13 protein-coding genes and 1 pseudogene are annotated in these 15,029 nt (G+C 72.6%); 4 read left to right on the top strand and 10 right to left on the bottom strand.

Annotated features, from left to right (window positions below; all coding sequences use genetic code 11):
* Positions 1-20 precede the first annotated feature (20 nt).
* Positions 21-1,223 (bottom strand): bifunctional adenosylcobinamide kinase/adenosylcobinamide-phosphate guanylyltransferase, encoded by a 1,203-nt coding sequence (locus ACZ7EC_RS08035; RefSeq protein ID WP_471059301.1) that lies wholly within the window; start codon positions 1,221-1,223, stop codon positions 21-23.
* 80 nt (positions 1,224-1,303) lie between these two features.
* Here ACZ7EC_RS08035 and ACZ7EC_RS08040 point away from each other — a divergent pair, with 80 nt between their 5' ends.
* Positions 1,304-1,516 carry a hypothetical protein gene (locus ACZ7EC_RS08040; RefSeq protein ID WP_471059303.1) on the top strand — a complete coding sequence of 71 codons (213 nt, stop codon included), beginning with the start codon at positions 1,304-1,306 and terminating at the stop codon, positions 1,514-1,516.
* 97 nt (positions 1,517-1,613) lie between these two features.
* Here the strand turns inward: ACZ7EC_RS08040 and ACZ7EC_RS08045 are convergent, their stop codons facing one another.
* The 3 genes from ACZ7EC_RS08045 to ACZ7EC_RS08055 form a co-directional block, all read right to left on the bottom strand.
* Positions 1,614-2,672 (bottom strand): S1C family serine protease, encoded by a 1,059-nt coding sequence (locus ACZ7EC_RS08045; RefSeq protein WP_471059777.1) that lies wholly within the window; start codon positions 2,670-2,672, stop codon positions 1,614-1,616.
* Between the two features lie 124 nt (positions 2,673-2,796).
* On the bottom strand, positions 2,797-3,498 hold the full coding sequence (locus ACZ7EC_RS08050) for a class I SAM-dependent methyltransferase (RefSeq protein ID WP_471059779.1): 702 nt from the start codon (positions 3,496-3,498) through the stop codon (positions 2,797-2,799).
* Between the two features lie 83 nt (positions 3,499-3,581).
* Positions 3,582-4,205, bottom strand: coding sequence for a DUF3043 domain-containing protein (locus tag ACZ7EC_RS08055; protein WP_471059305.1), 624 nt, complete (start codon positions 4,203-4,205; stop codon positions 3,582-3,584).
* Between the two features lie 245 nt (positions 4,206-4,450).
* On the opposite strand from ACZ7EC_RS08055, the gene ACZ7EC_RS08060 reads away from it, so the two are divergent.
* Together ACZ7EC_RS08060 and pspAA are read left to right on the top strand one after the other, a co-directional pair.
* Complete coding sequence (locus ACZ7EC_RS08060) at positions 4,451-5,242, top strand: PspA/IM30 family protein (protein ID WP_471059307.1); 792 nt, start codon at positions 4,451-4,453, stop codon at positions 5,240-5,242.
* Positions 5,243-5,289: 47 nt separating this feature from the next.
* Positions 5,290-5,568 (top strand): PspA-associated protein PspAA, encoded by a 279-nt coding sequence (pspAA, locus tag ACZ7EC_RS08065; protein WP_471059309.1) that lies wholly within the window; start codon positions 5,290-5,292, stop codon positions 5,566-5,568.
* A gap of 21 nt (positions 5,569-5,589) precedes the next feature.
* Here pspAA and ACZ7EC_RS08070 read toward each other — a convergent pair.
* The 5 genes and pseudogenes from ACZ7EC_RS08070 to nadA all read right to left on the bottom strand — a co-directional run.
* Positions 5,590-5,981, bottom strand: a pseudogene (locus ACZ7EC_RS08070) (LLM class flavin-dependent oxidoreductase); the annotation flags it as partial.
* 167 nt (positions 5,982-6,148) lie between these two features.
* Positions 6,149-9,250, bottom strand: a complete 3,102-nt coding sequence (locus ACZ7EC_RS08075) for an efflux RND transporter permease subunit (RefSeq protein WP_471059311.1) — start codon at positions 9,248-9,250, stop codon at positions 6,149-6,151.
* A 256-nt stretch (positions 9,251-9,506) separates the two neighbouring features.
* Entirely contained in the window at positions 9,507-10,187 is a 681-nt protein-coding gene (locus ACZ7EC_RS08080; RefSeq protein ID WP_471059313.1) for a response regulator, read from the bottom strand.
* The gene (locus tag ACZ7EC_RS08085; RefSeq protein ID WP_471059315.1) at positions 10,184-11,434 is read right to left on the bottom strand and encodes a sensor histidine kinase; all 1,251 of its coding nucleotides are present in this window, start codon (positions 11,432-11,434) and stop codon (positions 10,184-10,186) included. The genes ACZ7EC_RS08080 and ACZ7EC_RS08085 overlap by 4 nt, the downstream gene beginning before the upstream one ends.
* A gap of 170 nt (positions 11,435-11,604) precedes the next feature.
* Positions 11,605-12,789, bottom strand: coding sequence for a quinolinate synthase NadA (gene nadA / locus ACZ7EC_RS08090; protein ID WP_471059316.1), 1,185 nt, complete (start codon positions 12,787-12,789; stop codon positions 11,605-11,607).
* A 281-nt stretch (positions 12,790-13,070) separates the two neighbouring features.
* On the opposite strand from nadA, the gene ACZ7EC_RS08095 reads away from it, so the two are divergent.
* Positions 13,071-13,427, top strand: a complete 357-nt coding sequence (locus ACZ7EC_RS08095) for an iron-sulfur cluster assembly accessory protein (protein ID WP_046421274.1) — start codon at positions 13,071-13,073, stop codon at positions 13,425-13,427.
* A 147-nt stretch (positions 13,428-13,574) separates the two neighbouring features.
* On the opposite strand, the gene ACZ7EC_RS08100 is transcribed toward ACZ7EC_RS08095, so the two are convergent.
* A complete protein-coding gene (locus ACZ7EC_RS08100) occupies positions 13,575-14,957 on the bottom strand; it encodes a hypothetical protein (RefSeq protein ID WP_471059318.1) in 1,383 nt (460 codons plus the stop codon).
* Positions 14,958-15,029: the final 72 nt, after the last annotated feature.

The raw sequence follows: 15,029 nt of genomic DNA on the forward strand, positions 1-15,029 counted from the left end.
CGCCCCACGCAGGGCGCCCCTCACCCCCGCAACACCACCGCCTGCCCCGCCACCACCAGCAGTACCTCCTCGCACTCTCCCGCGAACGCCGCGTTCAGTCGCCCCAGTTCGTCGCGGTACCGCCGCCCCGACGCCGTCGCCGGCACGATCCCCGAGCCCACCTCGTTCGACACGGCCACCACCGTCCGCCGCGTGCACCGCACCGCCTCCGCCAACTCCCGCACCCGCTCGCGCAGCGCCTTCTCGCCCCCGCCCGCCCACTCCGCGTCGTCCCACGCCCCCACCGCGTCCATCGCATCCGTCAGCCACAGCGACAGGCAGTCGATCAGCACCGGCGGTCCGTCCTCGGCGAGCACCGGCACCAGATCCGTCGTCTCGGACGTACGCCACGACCCCGGCCGCCGCTCCCGGTGCGTCGCCACCCGCGCCGCCCACTCCGTGTCCCCGCCCCGCGTCCCGCCCGTCGCCACGTACAGCACCTCGGGGAAGGACTCCAGCCGCCGCTCCGCCTCGACCGACTTCCCGGAGCGCGCCCCGCCGAGCACCAGCGTGCGCCGCGGCACGTCCGGCACGTCCTCGTACGCGCCGACCACCAGCGTCGTACCGTCGGGCACCGCCCGCGCCCCCGCCGCCGCGAGCCGCCGCCGCAGCTCACGGCCGGGCGGCACATCATGGTCGAGATGGACGGCGAGCACATCCGTGGTGGGCCCGAGCGAACCGACCGCCCGCAGCCGGGCCAGCGCGTCGGGCCGGCCCACGACGTCCGCGAGGACCATGTGGTACGACTCCGCCGTCGCCCCCTCCAGACCCGCCGGTGCCCCGCCCGGCGGCAGATACAGCAGCCGCTGCCCGTCCGGACCGGTCACCGCGTACCCCGTGCCGCCCGCGTCCATCGCCACCGCCCGCACCCGATGCCCCGTCAGCAGCGTCAGCTCCCGCCCGTCCGGCACCCGCACCGGATGCGGCAGCCCGGCCGGCACCTCCACCGGCGGCCCGTCGTGCGGGTGGGAGAGCAGCACCTGGCGCACCCCGCCGAGGGAGTGCCCGGCCCGCGCCGCCGCGAAGGCCGCGCCCGGCGTGAGGTCCAGCAGCAGCACGCCGTCCACCAGCATCGCGGTGGCCGCCCGCGCGTCGGGGCCCAGCGCCGTCGCGCAGGCGGCACAGGGGCAGTCGGGGCGGGGCAGGCCGGCGGGGGCGCCGGTACCGAGCAGAGTCACTTCCACGGGACGATTTTCGCCTGTCCGATCGGGTATTGCGCTTCCGTCTACTCTTCCAGCAGGTGTCGGATCACTAGGAGGCCCAGATGACGGCATGGACGTGGCGGTTCGAGAAGGCCGACGGGACGGAGGTCCAGCCGGCCGTCCAGCCCGAGGAGTTCGGCACCCAGGGGGACGCCGAGTCCTGGGTGGGGGAGCACTGGCGGACGCTGCTGGAGGGCGGCGCGGACCAGGTACGGCTGTTCGAGGAGACCACCGAGATCTACGGTCCGATGAGCCTGCACGCCGACGCCTCCTGACCCCCGGTGAGGAGGGGCGCGCTCCGCGGACCGGGGGCACCCGGCCGGCCGTACTCCGAAGGCCGTACTCCGCAAGGCCGCGCCCCTCCTCGCCCTCTCACTGCTCGCCGAGCGTCACCTGCGCGGTCCGCCGCGCTCCGTCGCGCAGATACGTCACCGTCGTCCGCTGGCCCGGCTTGTCCGCCGCCAGGGCCTCCTGGAGCGAGGTGATGGTGGTGATGGGCTGGTCGCCGACCCTGGTGACGATGTCGCCGGTGCGCAGTCCCGCCCGCGCCGCGGGGCCCCCGCCGTGCACGCTCGCGAGGGCGACCCCGGCCGGCTGGAGGCGGTCGTCCACCACGGTCCGCCCGGTGATGCCGAGCGCGGCCCGGCCCGAGTCCACGACCCGCCCCTCGCGCACGATCTGACCGGCGATGGTCCGCGCCATCGACGCGGGGATGGCGAAGCCGATCCCGGCCGCCGCGCTGCCCAGGTTGGGGTCGGCCGCGGCCAGCGTCGGGATGCCGACGACCTGCCCGTCCAGGTTGACCAGGGCGCCGCCGCTGTTGCCCGGATTGATGGCCGCCGAGGTCTGCACCATGTTGGCGATGGTGGCGCCCGTACCGCCGCCGCTGCTGCCCTCGCTGACGGTCCGTCCGGTCGCCGAGACGATCCCCTGGGTGACGCTGGACGACAGCCCGAGCGGCGAGCCCATCGCCAGCACGATCTGGCCGACCTCCACCTTCTCGGAGTCCCCGAACACCGCGGGCTTCAGCCCGTCCGGCACCCGGTCCAGCTTGATCACGGCGAGGTCCTGCTGGGGGTAGGAGTAGACGAGGCTCGCGGTGAGCGGCTCCTCGTTGCCCGCCGTGGTCACCCGGAAGGTCTTCTCGTCGCCGACCACGTGCGCGTTGGTGACGATGTGCCCCCGGTCGTCGTACACGATCCCGGAGCCCAGATCACGGCTCGCCTCGATCTGCACCACCGAGGGCAGCACCTGCCTGATCACCCGCTGGTACGCGCTCTGGAGATCGCCCGCCGCCAGCGGCACGGTCACCGGGCTCGCCGTCGCCGCGTCCGGCCGCCCGGCGCTCGGGACGCCGGGGCCCTCGCAGCCCGCCGTGAGCGCCGCGCAGCACAGCAGGACGACGGCCGCGAGCAGGCGGCAGGAGGACATCGGGAGGCGGCGGGGGAAGGGGGCGCGGGGTGCGGAAGCGGCCATGTACCGAGTCTGACCGCGCGCCGACCGGCGGGCCCGCCGTATTGCCCCTATCGGGCTCGGCGCCGTACGCCCTCGGGATTCAGCCCCGAACCCCGCACAGATGCAGCAGCGCCGCGACGCCCCGGTAGGGGTCCGTGCGGCCCGCCCGCTCCTCGGCCGCGAGCAGCGCCTCCAGGTCGTACGGCAGCGGCGCGTCGTCCGCCGCCAGGTCCGTGAAGACCCGCACGCCGTACCAGGCGTGCAGCGGGGCGGCGATGCCGGCGAGGGTGGCGGTCAGCTCGGACAGCCGGTCGGCCCGCACGTTCAGGCCGAGGCGGTTGGTGTAGGCGGTGGTGTCGAAGGCGGCCAGCGCGCCCGCCGCCTCACCGGCGAGACCGGGCCGCATGGCGAGCGCGTCGCCGTTGCGCACCAGCAGCGAGAGCAGCCCGCCCGGCGCCAGCACCCGCGCCAGCCCCGCCACCAGGGGATCGGGCTCGGCGACGTACATCAGCACGCCGTGGCAGAGCACCAGGTCGAAGCTGCCGGGCAGGAAGTGCACGCCGGTGTCCCGTGCGTCGCCCTGCACCAGCCGCACCCGCTCCCGGATGCCCACCGGCTCCCGGTTCAGCGCCTCGCGCGCCGCGGCGACCATCACCGGGTCCTGCTCGACCCCGGTCACCTGGTGGCCGAGGCGGGCCAGGCGCAGGGCCTGGGTGCCCTGCCCGATCCCCACGTCGAGCACCCGCAGCCGCTGCCCGACCGGGAACCGCCCGGCTATCTGCTCGTCGAGCTGCCGCGCCACCAGTTCCTGGCGTACGACATCGCGGAGCCCGCCCACCTTGTCCAGCCAGGAGTGCGCGGCACCCCCGGTGAAAGCGTCTGCGCTCAGGGTCGCTCTCCGCGCTTGACCTGCGGCTTCGGCAGCCGGAGCCGGCGCATCTGGAGCGAGCGCATCAGCGCGTAGGCCACCGCGCCGCGCGTGTTGCCGTCCGGGAAGCGCTCCTTGAGCCGCTTCTTCAGCCGCAGACCGCTGACGGCGGCGTCCACCACGATCAGGACGATCACCAGCGCCCACAGCAGCAGCGCGATGTTCTGGATCGAGGGCACCCGCACCACGCTGAGCACGAGGATCACGATCGCCAGCGGCAGGAAGAACTCCGCGACGTTGAACCGCGAGTCCACCCAGTCGCGGGCGAACCTGCGGACCGGGCCCTTGTCGCGGGCCGGCAGATAGCGCTCGTCACCGCTGGCCAGCGCCTCCCGCTGCCTCTGGAGCGCGAGGCGGCGCTCCTCGCGCTGGCGCTTGGAGGCGTCCTTGCGCGTCGTCGGCGTATGGGCGACGCTGCGGCGCTGGGACTGGGCCTCACTGCGCTTGGGCGTGGGCCTGCCCTTGGGGGCCTGCGGGTCACGGGGCTGCTTGGAGAAGTTCACCGGCTTGTCGGCCTGGGACTTCTCTTCCTTGGCACGGCTACGGAACACAAAGACCAAGGGTAAGGGCATCCGGGGCATGGACCGCAGCCCGGCCGGGAACGATCCGGCAACACCGTGCGTCTACAGGACGCAGAGGGGGCGTTCGCACGGGCCGGGGTGAGGGGCGGCCTCCTCCCTGCGCCGGAGCGGCACTCTCCGCAGTCGTTCTCGGGGATGAGCGCATCACGCCCCGGACAGTGCGGTAATGGACGCAGGGCCCGTACTGTGGGTCTTGTCGCAGGATCGGTGAGCTGGAGTCCGTCAGAAGGGGGCGCGCGAAGCCCATGAGCGGTGTCATGAAGCGTATGGGGATGATCTTCCGCGCGAAAGCGAACAAGGCCCTTGACCGGGCCGAGGACCCGCGCGAGACCCTCGATTACTCGTACCAGAAGCAGTTGGAGCTGCTCCAGAAGGTGCGCCGCGGGGTCGCCGACGTGGCGACCAGCCGCAAGCGTCTGGAGCTCCAGCTCAACCAGCTCCAGCAGCAGTCCGGGAAGCTGGAGGACCAGGGCCGCAAGGCGCTCGCGCTGGGCCGCGAGGACCTGGCCCGCGAGGCGCTGTCCCGGCGCGCCGCGCTCCAGCAGCAGGTGACCGACCTGGAGACCCAGCACGCCACCCTCCAGGGCGAGGAGGAGAAGCTCACCCTGGCGGCGCAGCGCCTCCAGGCCAAGGTGGACGCCTTCCGTACGAAGAAGGAGACCATCAAGGCCACCTACACCGCCGCCCAGGCCCAGACCCGTATCGGCGAGGCCTTCTCCGGCATCTCCGAGGAGATGGGCGACGTCGGCCTCGCGATCCAGCGGGCCGAGGACAAGACGCAGCAGCTCCAGGCGCGCGCCGGCGCGATCGACGAGCTGCTCGCCTCCGGTGCCCTGGACGACCCGAGCGGCATGGCCAAGGACGACATCGCGGCCGAGCTGGACCGGCTCTCCGGTGGTAGTGATGTAGAGCTGGAGCTTCAGCGCATGAAGGCCGAGCTGGCCGGAGGCAGCCAGCAGCAGGCCATCGAGGGCGGCACCGGACAGGGGCAGCCCCAGCAGCAGCCGCAGGACACCCCGCGCTTCGACAAGCAGTAGCAAGCGGTGGCGGGGGTGCCGCCGGGAGACGAGCCGAGGAGGCCGACGTGATCGTACGGATCATGGGGGAGGGCCAGGTCAGGCTGGACGACTCCCACTTCGCCGAGCTGAACAGGCTGGACGACGAACTCCTGGCCGAGACGGAGAGCGGCGACGAAGAGGGCTTCCGGCGCACCCTGGGCGCCCTCCTCGCCGCGGTCCGCCGCCTCGGCACCCCCCTCCCGGACGCCGAACTCCAGCCCTCCGACCTGATCCTCCCCGCCCCGGACGCCTCCCTGCCCGAGGTCCGCGCCCTGCTCGGCGAAGACGGCCTGATCCCGGACTGAACGGGCCCCGAGGAACCCCTGTCACCGGACGTCGGCGAGGCGGTCCACCTGGTCCGGGTCGAGGCCGTGGCAGTAGAGCATGACCTCGTCCGCACCGAGGTCCGCGAAGCCGGCGATCGCCTCGCGGATCCCGGCCGGCGTGCTGAGCATCCCGGCCACCATCCGGTCGGCCATGCCGGTGAACGCGTAGCACGCGTGCATGGCGGCTCGGGCGTCGTCGACCACGTCCGCCGGGCCCAGCGCGACATTGACCTGCGCGACGATGCGCGGTTCGCCGTCGCGGCGGCCAGGAAGCCGTCACCCCAGCGCCCGACGCGTTCGATCGCGGCGGGCTGGAAGCCGCCGAACAGCACCTCGGGGCCGCCGGGCCGGGCCGGCGCGGGACCGCGAGGTGGGACGTGCCCGCTCTGCGGCGTGCTTCCGGGGAACGTCTCGGTGAAGTGATCTCACGTCAGGGCGGCGCGGTTCGCCGGGACAAACGGATTGCGGCCGACCCGGAACGCGGGACGGCCGGCCGGAGAAAGCCCGCAGGGGCGTCTCCGCGGATGCGGAGACGCCCCTGCGGGGATGGGAACCGTCGTCAGACGCGGGCCAGGTCCGGCTCGGCCGGGGCCGGCGGCTGGTGCTTGGCCGACTTCTTCTTCGCGCGGCGCTCCTTGCGGAGCTCCAGCATCGCGTAGAGGGTCGGCACCAGCAGGAGCGTCAGCAGTGTGGACGTGATCAGGCCGCCGATCACCACGACCGCCAGCGGCTGGGCGATGAAGCCGCCCTCGCCCGTCACGCCCAGGGCCATCGGCAGCAGGGCGAAGATCGTGGCCAGGGCCGTCATGAGGATGGGGCGCAGCCGGTGGCGGCCCCCCTCGATCACGGCCTCGACCACGCCGTGCCCCTGAGCCCGGTACTGGTTGATCAGGTCGATCAGCACGATCGCGTTCGTCACCACGATGCCGATCAGCATCAGCATGCCGATCATGGCCGGGACACCCATCGGGGTCCCCGTGACGATCAGCAGCCCGAGCGCGCCCGTCGCCGCGAACGGGATGGACACCAGCAGGATCAGCGGCTGGACCAGCGACCGGAACGTCGCCACCAGCAGCATGAAGACGATCGCGATCGCGGCCAGCATCGCGAGGCCGAGGTTCTTGAAGGCGTCGTTCTGGTCGGACGTCACCCCGCCGATCTGCGCCTCGGCGCCCGCCGGCAGCTTCAGGGCCTTGATCTTCGACTGGAGCCGGGTGCTGACCGCGCCCGTGTTGTCCCCGGTCGGCTTCGCCGTGATCGTCGCGGCCCGCTGGCCGTCGATCCGGGTCAGCGAGACCGGCCCGTCCACCAGCTTCACCGTGGCGATGTCCCCGAGCCTGACCTGCCCGAGCCGCAGGTTCCTCAGCTGCGCCACCGTCGTCGCGGGCTTGGCCGACCTGACGACGACATCGCGCTCGGTGCCGTCGAGCGTCGCCTTCGCCGCCGTCGTACCGCCCACCGCCTGCGCCACCGCCGCGCCGAGCTTCTGGTTGTCGAAACCGGCCGCGGCCGCCCTGGCATTGGCCGTCACGGAGATCCGCGGCACGCTGGTGGACAGGTCGCTGGTGACGTCGGTGACGCCGTCGAGCCCGGCCACCGCCGCACGGACCTGCTCGGCCGCCGTACGCAGGGCCGCCGGGTCCGCGGACTTCACCACGACGCTGAGGTTCTGGCTGCCGAAGCCGTCACCGGCCGACACCGTGGTCGTACCGATGCCCTTGAGGCCCTTCAGACCGCTCTCCAGGTGCCGCTGCACGCTGTCGTACGACGTCGAGTCCTCCAGCATCACCTGGTAGGACGCCTGGTTGGTGTCCGTGCCGCCGCCGAAGGCCGCCATGAAGCCGGAGGAACCGATGGTGACCTGGTAGTCCTTGACGCCCTTGGTGGAGGCGAGGAGCTTCTCCACCCGCTTCGCCTGCGCGTCGGTCGCCGCCAGGCTGGTACCGGGCTTCAGCTCCTGCTTGACCGTGATGACCTCCTGCTCGCCCTGGTCGAAGAAGTTGGTCTTGAGCAGGCCGGACATGCCGAACGTGACGACCAGGACGACGATCGCGATCAGCACACTGGTGAGACGGCGGCGCGTCGCGAACCGCAGCACGGGCACATAGGCGCGCTGGAGGCGGCTGTCGGCCTCCTTCTCCTCGGCCGCGCGGCGGGCCTGAGCCGCGTCCTCGGGGGTGCCCTTGGGGGCGCGCAGGAACCAGTAGGACAGGACGGGTACGACGGTCAGCGAGACCAGCAGCGAGGCCAGCAGGGCCGCCGTGACCGTGATGCTGAAGGAGCCGAACAGCGCGCCCACCATGCCGCCGACCAGGCCGATCGGCAGGAACACCGCGACCGTGGTGAGGGTGGAGGAGGTGACCGCGCCGGCCACCTCGCGCACCGCCTCGATGATCGCCGACCGGCGCTCCTCGCCGTAGCCCAGGTGCCGCTTGATGTTCTCCAGGACCACGATCGAGTCGTCCACGACCCGGCCGATGGCGATGGTCAGCGCGCCGAGCGTGAGCATGTTCAGGGACAGGCCGCCGATCCACAGCACGATCAGCGCGAGGACCACGGACAGCGGGATGGAGACCGCGGTGACCAGCGTCGAGCGCAGCGAGGCCAGGAAGAGGAGGATGACCAGCACCGCGAAGAGGAGGCCGAGCGCTCCCTCGGTGGTCAGGCCCTTGATGGACTTGGAGACGGCCGGACCCTGATCGCTGACGACGGTCAGCTTCGCGCCGGTGCCGAGCTGCGCGCGCAGTCCGGGCAGCTTGTCCTTGACCCCCTTGGAGATGGTGACGGCGCTGCCGTCGTGGTCCATGGTCACGTTGACGGCGAGGCTGGGCCTGCCGTCGGTGCGGGTGAGGGAGTCGGCCGGGGCCGGCTGCTCCTTGACGGTGGCCACATCGCCGAGGCGTACGGCCTTGTGCCCGTCCGCGCCGGTGACGGTGAGGTCCCTGATCTGCGCCAGCGTGGTGAAGCCGCCACCGACCTGGACGGTGCGGTTGGCGCCGTTCTCGTCGAAGGAGCCGGCCGGGACGCTCGCGCCGCCCGCCTGGAGCGCCTGGGCGAGAGCGGCGGGGGTGAGGCCGTCCCGCGCCAGCTCGGCATCGTCGGGGGTGACGGCGACCTGGAGGTCGCGGACGCCGGTGACCTGGACGCGGCCGACGCCGTCGATGTCCTTCAGGGCCGGTACGACCGTCTTGTCGAGCTGGTCGGCGAGCGCCTGCTGGTCCTTGTCGGAGGTGGCGGCGAGCACCACGGTCGGCATGTCGTCGGTGGAGCCGGAGATCACCTGCGGATCGACCCCGGCCGGCAGCTGGTTGCGGGCCCGGTTCACGGCCTGCTGCACATCGGCGACGATCTGCTTGGTGTCGTTGCCGTAGTCGAAGGACGCCATGATCACGGCGTTGCCCTCGCCCGCGGTGGAGGTGACCGAGGTGACGCCGTCGACGCCCTGGAGGCCGTCCTCGATCGGCTCGACCACCTGCTTCTCGACCGCATCGGGCGCGGCGCCCTGGTACGGCGCGATCACCGACACCATGGGCAGGTCGATGGTGGGCAGCAGCTGCTGTTTGATCTGGGGTATCGCGATCGCGCCGAAGACCAGGGCGACGATCGAGACCAGGCCGACGAGGGCCCGCTGGGCGAGGCTGAATCTGGACAGCCAGGACATGGGTGTGGGTCTCTCTTCTGTGAGCGGCAGAAGCGCTTCCGTTCACGGAGGACACAAAGGAAGCGGCAGGACAGCGATGGCGGGACGCCGGTGAGCGTCCACATCACCACCCTCACCACCCTCGGCCATGGGGGAGGCCCGGTCCGTAAGCCGCAGGTCCCGTTTCCTTACCCGGCCCCTACTCCGCGCGCAGTACACGCGGGTGGAGACGTACGGGGTGCGCGGGTGGAGACGTACGGGGGTGCGCGGGTGGAGATCACTCCACCCGCGGCCGGACCAGACCGGACTCGTACGCGATGACCACGAGTTGCGCCCGGTCGCGTGCGCCGAGCTTGGCCATCGCCCGGTTGACGTGCGTCTTCACGGTCAGCGGGCTGACCGCGAGGCGTTCGGCGATCTCGTCGTTGGAGTGCCCGCCGGCGACCTGGACGAGGACCTCGCGCTCGCGGACGGTGAGCGTGCCGAGCCGCTCGGAGCCGAGGGTGGCGCGGCCGTCGTCGCCGTCGCCCTGGGCGAGGAAACGGGCGATCAGGCCCTTGGTGGCGGCCGGGGAGAGCAGGGCGTCGCCGGCCGCGGCGATCCGGATGGCGCTGAGCAGTTCCTCGGGTTCGCTGCCCTTGCCGAGGAAGCCGGACGCACCGGCGCGCAGCGACTGGACGACGTAGTCGTCCACCTCGAAGGTGGTCAGGATGACCACGCGGACATCCGCCAGCTCCGCGTCCTCGCCGATCAGGCGGGTGGCGGCGAGTCCGTCGGTGCCGGACATGCGGATGTCCATGAGGACGACGTCGGGGCGCCGCTCCCTGGCCAGCAGCACCGCCTGCGCGCCGTCGGACGCTTCGCCCACCACCTCCATGTCCGGCTCGGAGTCGACCAGTACCCGGAAGGCGCTGCGCAGCAGGGCCTGGTCGTCGGCGAGCAGGACACGGATGGTCATACGGGCTCCCCCGGTGCCGTCGTACGGCCGTCGATGCGGGTGTCGGTGGTGCTGACCGGCAGGATCGCATGGACGCGGAAGCCGCCGCCGTAGCGGGGGCCGGTGGTGAGGGTGCCGCCGAGCGCGCCGACGCGTTCGCGCATGCCGAGGAGTCCGTGCCCGCCGCCGGACTCGGGCTCGGGGCCCCCGGCGTGGATGCCGGTGCCGTCGTCCACGACCGTGATCTCGATGTCCCCTCCGACGCGTACGACGCTCACCTCGGCCCGCGCGCCCGCGCCCGCGTGTTTGCGGACGTTGGTCAGGGCCTCCTGGACGATGCGGTACGCGGCGAGGTCCACGGCCGCCGGGAGCCGGGTGCCCTGGTCGGCGCGGGCGACCTGCACGGGCAGCCCGGCGCTGCGGAAGGTGCCGGCCAGCTCGTCGAGGAGGCTGAGGCCGGGGGCGGGTTCGGTGGGTGCCTCCGGGTCGCCGGACTGGCGCAGCAGGCCGACGGTGGCGCGCAGCTCGTTGAGCGCGCTGCGGCTGGCCTCGCGGACGTGGGCGAGGGCTTCCTTGGCCTGGTCGGGGCGCTTGTCCATGACATGGGCGGCGACGCCGGCCTGCACATTGACCAGGGCGATGTGGTGGGCGACGACGTCGTGCAGGTCGCGGGCGATGCGCAGGCGTTCCTCGGCGACCCTGCGACGGGCCTCCTCCTCCCGTGTGCGCTCGGCGCGTTCGGCGCGTTCCCGGATGGCCCGGACGACGGCTCTGCGACTGCGCACCGCGTCCCCGGCGGTGGCACCGATGCCGGTCCAGGCGAGGACGCCCAGGTTCTCCTGCGCGTACCAGGGCAGCGGACCGGCGAGCATCGCGGCGGCGGTCAGCACGGTCATGGTGAGCAGGCCGACGCGGAAGGTGGTGGTGCGGTCGGTGGTGGCGGCGACGGTGTACAGGGCGACGACGGCGGACATCGTGACGGGCGCACGCGGATCCCCGGTGACGCACTCCACGACGGAGAAGGTGCCGGTGAGGGCGAGGACGGTACGGGGGGCACGGCGCCGGAAGACGAGCGCGACGGCGGCGAGCAGCATGAGCAGCAGACTGAGCGCGGCCGGCGCCCGGACCTCCCACCTGACACCGCCACCATCCCGCGGAGCGGCGAAGGCCCCGGCGACCATACAGACGAGAACAGCCCCGGCGAGCGCCGCATCGAGCGCGAGCGGATGCGCCTTGAGCTCGCAACGTGCGCGTTCGAGAGTGGTCACGGGAGGAACAGTACGACGCCCGCACATGGGGGCCGCCTGGTACGACCGGAGGTGGGTCATGTGGTGCGCGCGGGCCCCGCCCGGCCGGCGTCACCCATGTCGTCCGTCGTCGGCACGTACGGCGACGCCCCGCCCCCGAGACCAGGCGCAGGGCGTCGTGCCGTCCGCGGTTACGGCAGTGCCAGCATCCGTTCCAGTGCCAGCTTCGCGAAGGATTCCGTCTCCTGGTCGACCTGGATGTGGTTGACCAGGTTGCCCTCGGCGAGGGATTCCAGGGTCCAGACCAGGTGGGGGAGGTCGATGCGGTTCATGGTGGAGCAGAAGCAGACCGTGCGGTCGAGGAAGACGATCTCCTTGCCCTCGGGGGCGAAGCGGTTGGCGAGGCGGCGGACCAGGTTCAGCTCCGTGCCGATCGCCCACTTGGAGCCGGCGGGCGCCGCCTCCAGCGCCTTGATGATGTACTCGGTCGAGCCGACGTAGTCCGCCGCGGCCACGACCTCGTGCTTGCACTCCGGGTGGACCAGCACGTTCACGCCGGGGATGCGGGCACGCACATCGTTGACCGAGTCGAGGCTGAAGCGGCCGTGGACCGAGCAGTGGCCGCGCCAAAGGATCATCTTCGCGGCGCGCAGCTCGTCCGCCGTCAGGCCGCCGTTCGGCTTGTGCGGGTTGTAGACGACGCAGTCCTCCAGGGACATGCCCATGTCCCGCACCGCGGTGTTGCGGCCGAGGTGCTGGTCGGGCAGGAAGAGGACCTTCTCGCCCTGCTCGAACGCCCAGTCCAGCGCCCGCTTGGCGTTGGAGGACGTGCAGATGGTGCCGCCGTGCTTGCCGGTGAACGCCTTGATGTCGGCCGAGGAGTTCATGTACGACACCGGGACGACCTGCCCGGATATCCCGGCCTCGGTCAGCACGTCCCAGCACTCCGCGACCTGCTCCGCCGTCGCCATGTCGGCCATGGAGCAGCCGGCCGCCAGGTCGGGCAGGACGACCTTCTGGTCGTCGGAGGTGAGGATGTCCGCCGACTCGGCCATGAAGTGCACACCGCAGAACACGATGTACTCGGCCTCCGGGCGCGCGGCCGCGTCGCGGGCCAGCTTGAAGGAGTCGCCCGTGACGTCGGCGAACTGGATCACCTCGTCACGCTGGTAGTGGTGACCGAGCACGAACACCTTGTCGCCGAGCTTCTCCTTGGCGGCGCGGGCGCGCTCGACCAGGGCGGGGTCGGACGGCGAGGGCAGATCGCCGGGGCACTCGACACCCCGCTCACTCTTGGGGTCGGCCTCGCGGCCGAGCAGCAACAGGGCGAGCGGAGTCGGCTGGACGTCGAGCTCCGGGGTCTGGGCGGTGGTCACGGCACGCACCCTTTCTATTTCTCGTCTATCTGACGTTATCTATCATAAACGCTTCACGTCAGTTTGACGATGGCCATTGTGTCCATGTGACGTGAATCCCGGCCCGCGCACGGGGGCACGGATCCCCCACGGGGACGCTGTGCGCCTTCGCGCGCGTATGCGAGCATGAAGGGGCAGAAAGCAAAATCGCGACCACGTGACGCCCGGCCCGGAATGAATCCGCGGAAGCGCCGGTTGCACTCGTCGGCAAGCAGTCTCCGTACAAACCGGGAGAGATGTAGATGTCCGTATCGGACGAGACCACAACCGTCAGCGACGGCATCATCCTGACCGACGCCGCCGCGGCCAAGGTCAAGGCCCTGCTCGACCAGGAAGGCCGTGACGACCTCGCGCTGCGCGTCGCCGTTCAGCCCGGCGGCTGCTCCGGTCTGCGGTACCAGCTGTTCTTCGACGAGCGCTCGCTCGACGGCGACGTGGAGAAGGACTTCGGCGGGGTCAAGGTCGTCACCGACCGCATGAGCGCCCCGTACCTGGGCGGCGCCACCGTCGACTTCGTGGACACGATCGAGAAGCAGGGCTTCACGATCGACAACCCGAACGCGACCGGCTCCTGCGCCTGCGGTGACTCCTTCAGCTGAGCCGTCGCTCCAGCCGGGAGAGCAAGAGACAGAGGCGGCGAGCCCCGTGAGCGGGGCTCGCCGCCCTGTTCGTCGGCCGGGCGCGGGCCGCTGGCGGTGCGAGGCCCGGCCTGGCCGGGGCGGCGCGGTGCGGCAGGGCCGCGGCCCTCAGGAGGACGACGGCCGCAGCGCGCCCGGCTTGGCCTGCGGGATCCGCGCGCCGTCCGCACCGACCACCCTCCGGCCGTCCACCGGCGCCTTCAGATGCACGGTCCGGGTGAACTCCTTGGCGATCAGCGGGCAGACCTTGCCCTCCTGCCGGTGCTCGGTGACCGTGACCGCCACCCGGTCGGCGCTCTCCCGTGCCGTCGCCGTGTAGTCGGCGCACAGACCGCCGTAGAAGCCCACGGTGAGGTTTCGGCCGGCGGCCGTGTAGCCGGTGATCTTGACGGGGTTCTCGGGGGCCGCCGTCGGGGACGCCGGGGACGAGACCAGGTAGCGGGGGTCGATCGCCGGGTACGACACCGTTCCCGAGCCCCGCGTCACGAACAGCCAGGACGGCACCAGGGCCGGCCGGCCGGCGACCGGGTGCGCGGCCAGCCCGAACACCGCCTTCTCCACCGTGACCGCGGCCCCGGACGCCGGGGACGCCGACCCGCACGGCCCCTCCAGCCGCGTCGCGAACCGCGCCGGGCCCGGACAGCCGCCCGGCCCCATCCGGTGGTCGCCCTTCGGCGCCGCGTTCATCAGCGCGAGGGTCCGCTCCGCGTCCAGGACGGGGTACGACGCCCCCTCCACCGGCGTCGACAGCAGCCCGTGGCCGCCCACCACCTCGCCCTGCCTGCTGATCGTCAGCCCGGTCGCCCAGCCGGTGGTGGGCAGCCCGCCCACCACCGGGTCGGCGGTCACCACCCGCTGCTTGCCCATCACCTGGTCCGCGTCGGTCCGCGCACCGGCCAGCCCGGCCGCCCTCAGCACCGGCGCCGCCGCCTTCTCGGCCGCCGCCGCGCTCACCGGCGCCCCGGTCGGACCCACCGGTCCGGGCGCGCACAGGGGTCCCTTCCCGCAGTCGTCGGTCCCCGGCGCGTACCGGCTGAAGGTCCAGCTGCCCGGCGCGTCCCTGTTCACCTGGAGACTCGGTCCCGAGCCGTCCTTGCCGCCGATCCGCCAGCCGTGCCCCTCGGCCACCGGCGTCCCGCTCACCCCGAGCGCCCTGGCCAGCCGGACCACCTGCTCCTCCCGGACCTGCGTCCCCGCGCCGTACACCGGCGCCGAACCGGGCCCCTTCGGCAGCGCGCCGGACGCGGTGTAGTGGGCGCCGTACGGATCCGCCAGGTCGTCCAGGGTGAGCGGCGGGGGAGTGCCGGAGTCCGCCGCGGCGGGGGTCGTACGACCGCTCGGGGCGTCGCTCGCCGCGACGTACGCGCCACCGCCCCCGAGCAGCAGGACGGCGGCCGCGACGGAGAGGACCGCGGCACGCGAGCGCCGCCGCCCGGACCGCACCGCCCCTTGTCCGTCCCGTACCTCGGTCTCGGGTCGCTCCGTGTTCACCGCATCGCTCCTCGCCGTCGCCGGTCCGTGTTCGCGTGCCCCGCGTGAGGGGACGACGGTGGGACGAGGGAG

Source organism: Streptomyces sp. NPDC037203 (assembly GCF_055605065.1).

Excerpts from the sequence above, each read along its gene's own strand:
- ACZ7EC_RS08040 (WP_471059303.1), top strand. The coding sequence starts at position 1,304 with ATGACGGCATGGACGTGGCGGTTCGAGAAGGCCGACGGGACGGAGGTC.
- ACZ7EC_RS08045 (WP_471059777.1), bottom strand. The coding sequence starts at position 2,672 with ATGTCCTCCTGCCGCCTGCTCGCGGCCGTCGTCCTGCTGTGCTGCGCG.
- ACZ7EC_RS08055 (WP_471059305.1), bottom strand. The coding sequence starts at position 4,205 with ATGCCCCGGATGCCCTTACCCTTGGTCTTTGTGTTCCGTAGCCGTGCC.
- ACZ7EC_RS08060 (WP_471059307.1), top strand. The coding sequence starts at position 4,451 with ATGAGCGGTGTCATGAAGCGTATGGGGATGATCTTCCGCGCGAAAGCG.
- ACZ7EC_RS08075 (WP_471059311.1), bottom strand. The coding sequence starts at position 9,250 with ATGTCCTGGCTGTCCAGATTCAGCCTCGCCCAGCGGGCCCTCGTCGGC.
- ACZ7EC_RS08080 (WP_471059313.1), bottom strand. The coding sequence starts at position 10,187 with ATGACCATCCGTGTCCTGCTCGCCGACGACCAGGCCCTGCTGCGCAGC.
- ACZ7EC_RS08095 (WP_046421274.1), top strand. The coding sequence starts at position 13,071 with ATGTCCGTATCGGACGAGACCACAACCGTCAGCGACGGCATCATCCTG.